Source organism: Microcoleus sp. MON2_D5, from assembly GCF_036701905.1.
Lineage (GTDB): Bacteria > Cyanobacteriota > Cyanobacteriia > Cyanobacteriales > Microcoleaceae > Microcoleus.
The window spans coordinates 1-8855 of record NZ_JAUBRM010000150.1; the positions used below are offsets into that span (position 1 = coordinate 1).

At 44.3% G+C, this 8855-nt stretch carries 13 protein-coding genes; 5 read left to right on the forward strand and 8 right to left on the reverse strand.

Features of this window, described 5'->3' with window-relative positions:
- The 8 genes from QUA47_RS29115 to QUA47_RS29150 form a co-directional block, all read right to left on the reverse strand.
- Positions 1-815, reverse strand: an 815-nt coding sequence (locus tag QUA47_RS29115) for an IS4 family transposase (protein ID WP_333433355.1), incomplete at its 3' end; no start/stop codon positions are given.
- Between the two features lie 122 nt (positions 816-937).
- Positions 938-1363: an HNH endonuclease gene (locus QUA47_RS29120; protein ID WP_333433361.1), complete on the reverse strand. Its 426-nt coding sequence runs from the start codon at positions 1361-1363 to the stop codon at positions 938-940.
- A 21-nt stretch (positions 1364-1384) separates the two neighbouring features.
- Complete coding sequence (locus tag QUA47_RS29125) at positions 1385-1696, reverse strand: hypothetical protein (RefSeq protein WP_333433356.1); 312 nt, start codon at positions 1694-1696, stop codon at positions 1385-1387.
- Positions 1697-1789: 93 nt separating this feature from the next.
- A complete protein-coding gene (locus tag QUA47_RS29130) occupies positions 1790-2218 on the reverse strand; it encodes an HNH endonuclease signature motif containing protein (protein ID WP_333405158.1) in 429 nt (142 codons plus the stop codon).
- Complete coding sequence (locus QUA47_RS29135; protein ID WP_333405156.1) at positions 2215-2571, reverse strand: hypothetical protein; 357 nt, start codon at positions 2569-2571, stop codon at positions 2215-2217. The genes QUA47_RS29130 and QUA47_RS29135 overlap by 4 nt, the downstream gene beginning before the upstream one ends.
- A 223-nt stretch (positions 2572-2794) precedes the next feature.
- Entirely contained in the window at positions 2795-3184 is a 390-nt protein-coding gene (locus QUA47_RS29140) for a hypothetical protein (RefSeq protein ID WP_333405154.1), read from the reverse strand.
- Positions 3185-3248: 64 nt separating this feature from the next.
- Positions 3249-4874: a serine hydrolase gene (locus tag QUA47_RS29145; RefSeq protein ID WP_333433357.1), complete on the reverse strand. Its 1626-nt coding sequence runs from the start codon at positions 4872-4874 to the stop codon at positions 3249-3251.
- A 255-nt stretch (positions 4875-5129) separates the two neighbouring features.
- On the reverse strand, positions 5130-5918 hold the full coding sequence (locus QUA47_RS29150; RefSeq protein WP_190662368.1) for an RNA methyltransferase: 789 nt from the start codon (positions 5916-5918) through the stop codon (positions 5130-5132).
- 90 nt (positions 5919-6008) lie between these two features.
- Here QUA47_RS29150 and QUA47_RS29155 point away from each other — a divergent pair, with 90 nt between their 5' ends.
- The 5 genes from QUA47_RS29155 to QUA47_RS29170 all read left to right on the forward strand — a co-directional run bounded on the left by QUA47_RS29155 (position 6009) and on the right by QUA47_RS29170 (position 8109).
- Positions 6009-6164, forward strand: coding sequence for a DUF2256 domain-containing protein (locus tag QUA47_RS29155; protein ID WP_006631540.1), 156 nt, complete (start codon positions 6009-6011; stop codon positions 6162-6164).
- 71 nt (positions 6165-6235) lie between these two features.
- Positions 6236-7171, forward strand: coding sequence for an isoaspartyl peptidase/L-asparaginase (locus QUA47_RS29160; RefSeq protein WP_333433358.1), 936 nt, complete (start codon positions 6236-6238; stop codon positions 7169-7171).
- A gap of 230 nt (positions 7172-7401) precedes the next feature.
- Positions 7402-7617: a helix-turn-helix domain-containing protein gene (locus QUA47_RS31120; protein ID WP_445302554.1), complete on the forward strand. Its 216-nt coding sequence runs from the start codon at positions 7402-7404 to the stop codon at positions 7615-7617.
- 135 nt (positions 7618-7752) lie between these two features.
- Positions 7753-7860 carry a hypothetical protein gene (locus QUA47_RS31125; RefSeq protein WP_445302555.1) on the forward strand — a complete coding sequence of 36 codons (108 nt, stop codon included), beginning with the start codon at positions 7753-7755 and terminating at the stop codon, positions 7858-7860.
- Between the two features lie 33 nt (positions 7861-7893).
- A complete protein-coding gene (locus QUA47_RS29170; protein WP_333433360.1) occupies positions 7894-8109 on the forward strand; it encodes a hypothetical protein in 216 nt (71 codons plus the stop codon).
- The last annotated feature ends 746 nt before the right edge of the window (positions 8110-8855 follow it).

The following is an 8855-nucleotide window of genomic DNA, read 5'->3' on the forward strand; positions in this document are numbered from 1 at the left end:
CCTGTTTTACAGTCTCGGAACATTTCTTCAATGCCCATCCGCTGCTTATAAGCATTGAGCGCTGCTCCCAACGAGCCTAAGTCCGTGAGAATAAACCAGGCTTCTTTAACTTCATATTTCCCATATTTCCTTTTCCACTTACAAGCAAGCTCAAATCCGGTAGTAGGTAGAGTTTTCCTCACTCTTTTTCCTTGAACATACAAAGAAGTTCCGGGTACTATTCCTAATTCATCCAACCGTTGCCAAACTAAATGTTCTGTTTCGATACAATGATTCTTTTTCAGTCTTAAGCAAAAAGACACACCCTTTTCCTTAAGCCAGTTTCCCAAATCAACAGAACAAAATTCCCGGTCTCCTAAAACGATCACTTTATATTCTGAAAATAATTGTAAAACTTGCTCTAAATTGGTAGTTTGTGACTCGAAGTTACTGTTTCCTAATTTTGGCAACAGCGACCAGTATAATGGAATTGCTCTTCGCTCCCAGATCAGGCTAACCATAAAGAGATTAATGCACCCCCATTGACTGCGGTCGATTGCGATTAATAAACGAGTACCAATGCGGCAATAAGTGGTCAACCAATAAGTAATTAATGGGAACCAAATTAATGAGATAGTTAAGGTTGGTAAATCCAGAAATCTTTGTAGTTTTCTACGCCGACTTTCCGTTGTAATTGGGTAAGGGAATACCCGGGAGAGCCGTTCTAATCTCACTTGTTTTTCTGATTGCATCACAATGGGCAAAGTTGTCATCACAAGAAACTGAGCTGATGTCAGTTGTTTTTTTAAATGAGTCTGGTAAAATGTTGGTATCATTATTTTTTGGATAGGCAAGCGTGTAGCAATTATGCTGCCTATCTTTTTTTACCACACATTGGCTCAATCCTCACCACCTCTGGGTTTCAGGCTGGTTGTTACCCCCCCAGCTATCTACAAAGTCAGTTTTTACTAAGTAAATCTTTAATTTCTTCAATAGTAAATGGAGGATATTTCCTATGAATCATCGCATGACAGTTAGGACATAGTGGACGTAAATCTTGAATAGGATTAACTTCATATTCTTGATTAATTTCAGATAAAGGTATTATATGGTGAACATGAATAAAACCTTTACCTATTTCTCCAAAAAGTTTTTCAAAGTTAAAGTGGCAAATATAACAATTTAGCCCATAATATTCAATACATTTTTTGCGAGCGGGATTATTCCTTTCATAAGCATTAACTTGTATTTGACGGATAGAACCTTCTTTAAAAGTTTGAGTTTCCTCTACTTCTCCGACTTCATCAGGAAAGATTAGCGTATCATCTGATACACTAAAAGAATCAAAAAGCTGTTCAAAATCCAGCTTTGGTGTGGTTAAAATTTTGCAAACTAAAACATAGAGTTATTCTTCAGAATATTCTTTAAATCCTTCATAAATTTCTTTCTCAAAACGCCATAACTCTCTCTGCCACCAGCCTCTACGTCTATTTTCATGATAAGTATCAAAGGCATCTCTAAAATTTTTGATTGTATTAGCGGAAATTCCAAGTAGAGAGCCTATTTTTTCATGGGTATCAGTCATGTTACCAAATCCCAATTTCTGATAACCATCTCTATCAAATCTTGAAAGATAATAAGCTACTATATAAGCATACGGGGAATTACAATCTCCCAATGAGTTTATAAGACTATTCCAGTTATAAGGTTTTTTCACAATTAAAATTATTCATTTGTTTTGTAATACCCATTCTCTAAATTCTTGCTACAATCTGCATCGTTGGGTTGATTTCATATAATCACCTACTGTTTATGTGGTTTGTGGGTGGGGTGCTGGGTATTCCCCAATACTGATAAGTTGCTCGCGCTCGCAGATGCGTTCTAGGAGGTTAAATTGCAGAATTTTAGCGGTTACGCGCCCTTCTGGTGTCCGTGGGACGATTGCTCCTCCTTCTAGCCGAAAATGGTCTGACCATTCCTGGACACGGGGATTAAAAAAGGGAGTTAGCTGTCGTGTCTCAGGGTCGATCGAACCTAGGTCAGTTCCTTTGAAACGGTTGCAGCAAGGACAGGATAACGCTAGGTTTTCAGCTTCGGTGATCCCATCATGTTTTTCAGCAATGATGTGTTCCATTTCAAAGGCAAAGAGTGAAGCCGTTTGGGGAAATCGACAATACTCGCATTGGTCTCCGGCGCGTTGGGTCACTAGCCGACGCAGAGATGCTGGTACATAACTCATGCTTCTGTCTGTAAGCGTTTGTAGGCGTGAGCTTTAGCTAAACGCACCCAATGTTCTAACAGCAAATAGCGATCGAGTTCGACTTCCTCTCTGGCCGAAAGAGTGCCACATTTATTGCGATCGAGCAGTTCGCTCATGCGGGCTTGCAATGCAGGTGTGGGGCGGATTGCGAGGATTTCTTCTGGGCTGGGTTGACTGGCTAGCACTTCGACGATTTGGCGCTCGTCTTGGTAGGGGATGGTTTCTGCGGGGGCGAGTTCCCGAAGTGCGCGATCCAGGGCTTCCGGGAGACGATCGCCCAATTGTTGCAGTTTTTCGCCAAGGATCTCGGGAACTTCTAGGATAATTTGCATTAGTGCTGATGTGAGGATGGGAATTCCCTTGATTGTAACAAACGGAAAAAATGCCGTTAACTTAAATCCCGATCGGGGATTGAAACTGCATAGCCGGGTATACTGGGCTATTATTATCTCGGTGTTATATCAATTCCGGTGTGCGATTCGTTTAACCGGAAACGATATTATGTGTTTGCAAGTCGATCTACTTAGCTCTTTGCAAAGTTGTTCAAAATTGAGATCACTGGCGAATTTGCCCGTTGTAATCCACTCTCACCCTCCCATCTTGGGAAACCGTAACAACCGTTTCTACAGTAAAGACAGACGAACCAGGCTTGGAACCCTTAAAAGTAAAAGTCCAAGTTCCATCGCCATTGTCAACGAACGGCGATTCCTTAGAAGTACCGTGCATAGAAGCTTCAGCTCGATAGTTGCCTAAACCCCCATTAGCCCTTTCTGCTGCTTGACGAGCTAAGTTTTTTGCCCGATTGAGTTCGATATTATTGTTGATCGCTCTCACGCCGTCCGTCTCATATTCAGGAGCAGGATTAGCATTACTCAAGGAGGGGGAGACTCCAACGGATAAAGTTGAGAGCGCTACCAGACAAGCAAGGCGGATGCTTAGTTTCATAATACAAACTGATTTATAGTTTGATAAAGTCTACGAGACTTGTCCGAAAAACCCGGTTGAATTTTCAATTTTTAATTTTCACTTGTGAATCGTCTGGGGTTTCCTCACCGTTCAAATAGCGGTAACTAATCCGAGAAATCTCCCGAATTAATGTTTGAGCTGGCTTCTCCGTTTCCGGTGAATGCTTCACCATCACCGCCACTAAATAACGCTTACCGTTCGGCAAATCCACCATCCCCGCATCCGCTAGCATTGTATCAATGTTGCCGGTTTTGTGAGCAATAACTGAACCTTCGCCTAAACCTTTGGGCAGCAAAGAAGCGTTTTGAGTTTGGCGCATGATTTGCAAAATGCGATCGCGCGATTTCACCGAAACCAAATTCCCCCGATCCACCTGGGCTATGATATTAATCAAATCCTTCGGACTGGTAGTATTAGTTCCTTCCAAATCTGGCAAATTATTACGCAGAACCGTGGTACTCAAACCCCAATTTGCAAAAAGCTGATTCAACACCTCAGCACCTCCCAACAGCTCAATCATCATATTTGTCGCCGTATTGTCGCTGACAACAATCATATTTTGGGCAACTTCCAAAGCCGAATACTTCTTGCCAGGAGCCTGATCTTGCATCTCCCCAGAACCGCCGACAATGTGTTCGGACTTCAGCGTCAGCATCTGATCTAACTGCACTTTGCCCTCATCTACTGCTTGGAAAAAAGCTACTAAAATTGGCACTTTAATTGTGCTAGCTGAAGCAACAGCACTATCGCCATTAAAATTTAGGTAACTTCCAGTATCTAAATCGACTAGAAATATTCCGGCTGTCAAACTAGGATTTTCTGTTGCTAAAACCTGAACTTGCGTTTTCAAAGCTCCTAATTCTTGATTCAGTTGCAGCACTTCTGGGGCTGCGGGTGCCGCAGATGCGCTATCGGCTGGGTTGTTCTGCCCTGTGCTGGTTTGTTCTTCTGTCGCTACAGTCGATGCTCGACTCACAGCATTCACCACAGACAGCAGCGTGCCGCAAATCACCGCTATCCCAACTCCCAAAATCAGCAAGCGAGTAGCATACACCAACGGCGGTACGCTCCGAGGTGCAGAGCGTTTACCCGGTCTAGGACTCGCTTGTGGGCGCGGTTTAGGCACGGGGGGTTTTTTGGCATCTGCGGGGATTACCGTGTCTGAAATGCGCGTTGGGGGCGAACTGGGGCGACTTCCACGGGTGGTAGGGGGAGTGGCTGTTGGGAGCTGGCTGTTGGGATTGCTGGCGATCGAACTCACATTTTCCCGTTCCAGATTCGGGTTCGGAAACTCGAACATATCGACAGCAGCGAGGGCTTTTTTCCCTGGTTGGCGAGTCTTCGACTGCGGAGTTTTGCTGGTTCTGGGTTTTCTGGGGTTAATTGCCGATCGGGGATCGGATAAAAAGTCTTGTGTAGTAAATTCTTCCGAAGATGTAGGAGAATTGGCTCCTATTCTGCTGCCGCGACCCTGTTGCAGTGGCAAAGTCGCAGGTTCGGGCGATCGAATTTCTGAATTGCCGTTTTGCGGTTGCGGAGGGCGACGGCGGCCCGAGTTGCCAGACTGGCTTGCTTTGCCGGACTTAGGCTGCTTTGAGCCGGAGTTGGGAGAGGATATCGACGAAGATATCACCGATAATATCGATCCTTTGGGAAACCGCTCTGCCACGTCTTACTCCTTCATCACTACTGTAAATTTCAAGTTTAAGATTTTTCAGCTTGCCAGCCAATCAATTTTAGATTTTAGATTTTAGATTTGCCCCAGAGGCTGCATGGTATCAGCAACCAAGTTTATTGCTCGCAAATTATCGCAAAGCTTAGGTTTTTAGTCAAGAAACCCTGTTATGAAGGTGACAAGTGGGGGCAGGAAAGTTCTCTGTGAAAAAAATCCTCAATCTCACATCCCCAATTATCAGCATTTCTCCTAGCTATCCGTTGGATTTTCCGGCAACGCCCCATCCAGAGTATCAGAATTTGCCTCTCGTGGGTAAGTTTTGATTGCCCATTCTGTTTGGCGGAGGACGCCCCGCAGCATGGCGACTTCATCAATTGTTGGATATGCTCTGTTGTACAAACGCCGAAATTTTTCCATCCGGCTTGCTGCTGTGTGCTGCTGCAAATATCCTATTTTGAGTAACAGCGTTTCTAGTTGCTGGTAATATCCCTCTAAATTTTCCAAGGGAGCCGATTCCTTCTGGCCACTGACAACTGACAACTGACAACTGACAACTGACTTGTATAGTTCGTAACAGCAGATAGCGACTGCTTGGGCGAGATTTAGGGAAGTGTAGGCATCGCTGCTGGGAATGCGGATCAGGCGTTGAGCGCGGTTTAATTCGGCATTGGTCAAGCCGCAGTCTTCTCGGCCGAAAATTAGGGCGCTGGGGGCTTCAAGGAGCCAAGGCAAGGCATCTGCGGGTTCTTCTAGTTGTGTTGGCAACGATCGACAATCATCCCCTGTAGTTGCGATCGCTCTGACACACCCTACCAAAGCAGCAGGCAAACTCTCGACTACTTTGGTAGTTTCCAATATGTCGGCGGCGCGAACAGCCATCAGTCGGGCTTCTTCCCCTAAATGATCGCACTGGGGATTTACCAAAACTAATTGGTGCAAACCCATATTTTTCATGACGCGGGCAACAGAACCAACATTCAATGGGCCTGCAGGTTCGACTAAGACGATTCGGATGTTGGCGTCGGCCGTTTCGAGCATTTTTATTTGGGGAGGTGTTAGGCAGAAATTGGTTGTTTTGTTTGTTTTGATTAAAATTTAATCACTAACTAATGTAATGTCCAAATTAGCATGGCCAAGCAACGATCGAAATCTGATTTACCGACAAAAATGTGTCCCGTGTGCGATCGACCTTTTACTTGGCGCAAAAAATGGGCTGACTGCTGGGATGAGGTCAAATACTGCTCCGAACGTTGTCGCCGCCGCCGTTTGGCGGCTCAAGATTAAGAATTTAGGGCAAGTTGCTCGATCGAAGCTAAGATTGCAAAGGAAAAATTTTAGGTATTAGGTTATAAATTATGGCATCGCAACAAGTGCAACCAAAGTTAGTTATTCACGGCGGTGCGGGCAGTTCTCTACATAGTAAAGGCGGAATTGAGGCGGTGCGGAAATCGCTTTACGATGTTTTGGAGGAAGTTTATCCGCTGCTGAAAGACGGTGCAAGTGCCGTAGATGCAGTGGTGCGGGGCTGCCAATTGTTGGAAGATGACCCGCGATTCAATGCCGGTACTGGTTCTGTGGTGCAGTCGGACGGTCAAATTCGGATGAGTGCTTCGCTGATGGACGGTTTGATGCAGCGTTTCAGCGGGGCGATTAATGTTTCTCGCGTTCAACATCCGATCGAACTTGCTCAATTTTTGCAGCATTCGGACGATCGAGTTCTCTCTGATTTTGGTTCGGCGGAATTGCTGCGAGAACTTCAATTGCCGATTTACGATCCGATGACGGATTTGCGTTTGCACGAGTGGATGCAGGAACGCCAAGGCAATTTTAGTAAAGCAATGGCTGACGTGGTTGCCGAACCGGCCGGTATGGGTACTATCGGAGTCGTAGCTTTGGATGTGCATGGACGCTTGGCTGCTGGGACTTCGACTGGTGGTAAGGGTTTTGAGCGCATCGGGCGGGTTAGCGACTCGGCGATGCCGGCGGGAAATTACGCGGCTGAAAGTGCGGCGGTAAGCTGTACGGGGATTGGCGAGCACATTATGGACGAGTGTTTGGCCGCGCGAATTGTGATTCGGGTAACGGATGGTTTGAGCTTGAAAGCTGCTTTTGAGCGTTCTTTTGCTGAAGCTGACGATCGTCAACGGGATTTTGGCGCAATTGGAATTGATGCTAGCGGGGCGATCGCTTTCGGCAAAACTAGCGAGGTGATTTTGGGTGCTTTTCACAACGGTATGCAAATGGGCGATACTTTGGAAATGGGCAAGGGAAAGCTGATTTTTATTGCTTAAAAAAGCGATATAAATTGTCAGTATGCGGTTCAGATACCCGACTTTTTGAAGAATTCGGGTATCTCGATCGGCGTTAGTTTTATATCAAATCTGGGGGCATCAGAATGGATATTATCCACAGTCAGGACACGGCGCTGTGCCGTTTCCCTACAATTCATCTGGCGATGCTTACTTTCTTCCCGCCCAAAGAATATAGATAGAGGTAAAATGAAAAAAAGGGAGTAATAGAAATGAATCTGAGCCAACAATTGCGGTTGGTAAGGCTAGAGAAAAAGCAGTGGCAACGGCTGTACTACAATAATCAGCAATCCTCTATCAGGCAAAGGTTATCCGCAATTAGGCATCTAAGTGAAGGAAAAAGTCGTACAGAAGTGAGGAAGCTACTAGGCTGCACAGATCTAACATTGGCAAGATGGGTCAAACCCTACTTAGAAATCGGGTTATAGGGAATAGTCTAACCAATCAAGCACCAGGTAAAATCAAGACTGGATCAAGAAAAACGGCAAGAATTAAAGAGAATGATTTTAGAGGAGAAACCAACAAAGTATGGGATAGACAGAGAAATTTGGACAGGAAAAATAATGGCGGCGGTAATAAAGCAACGGTGGACAGTAGACCTAAAAACGTCGAGAATCTCTGAAATTTTAGCCGATATAAATATATCTCACCAAAAAGCGCATCGAGATTAGGCAAAGGCATCGCTAGAGAAACAGAAGGAGTATGTGGAAGTCCTAAAAAAAATAGCAGAGAGAAAGAGTGGGAATAGAATAGTATTTTTGGATGAATTTGCAGTCACGAATCGACCAAGCCTATACTATGGATGGGCAGAAAAAAATACGCGACCAGAAGTGGCATCAAATGAAGGGAAAAAAAGAGAGAAGCTGAATGGACTTTTAGCGGTAGATGCTATAAGCGGAAAAAAGTTTGTCAAACTATAGCGGTTCTTGGGTAGATGAGGTACACAATTCAACTTCAAAAGCTTGACAACACAGGGTTTCGACGTACTCCATCTTTCTGAGAAAGGCTATATCACCTACAGCCAAAACCGAAGATATAGCATTATGTATAGGAGAATTGTGTCCACAAAGTATCAAATAAAAAGCGCATCATATAACGATATTGTTGGATAATAATTCGACCCATAGAAAGAAGATCAAGAAATATTTAATAGCTGAACAAATAGCATCAGAGATAGAATAAAATCTCACAGTAGAGTTAATTTATACACCAACCTACTCACCGAACTTCAATCTAGCAGAATATCTAATTCATTTACTAAGACTGAGGCTACTACACCATTTGCCAGTGGGAACCAGCATATAAAAGGTAGAAAAACGAATAAAATAATTATTTGAAACGGAACAATTGCAGACACAAAGTCAAATCGCAAAGACAATTCAGCAGATATACAACCTGATTCTATAATCAGACAGCGGGAAGGGGGTACGATCGCATAAATAGCAATTTTTTCAGCCAGGCTTTAACTATCCAAATTCTATTCATAGCTCCAATTGTATTGCTTAAATGACTCAATGGAAGCATCTTATCGCGATTTATTGAACAGCTTGACAGCGCGTAGCGCCCGACGACAGGCCCTACGCGCTCGGGGCGTTGCTGAATCAAGGTATGAATACTGCTGGAACGGGAACATCCTGAAATTTTAGGTAATGTATTAATAATTTAA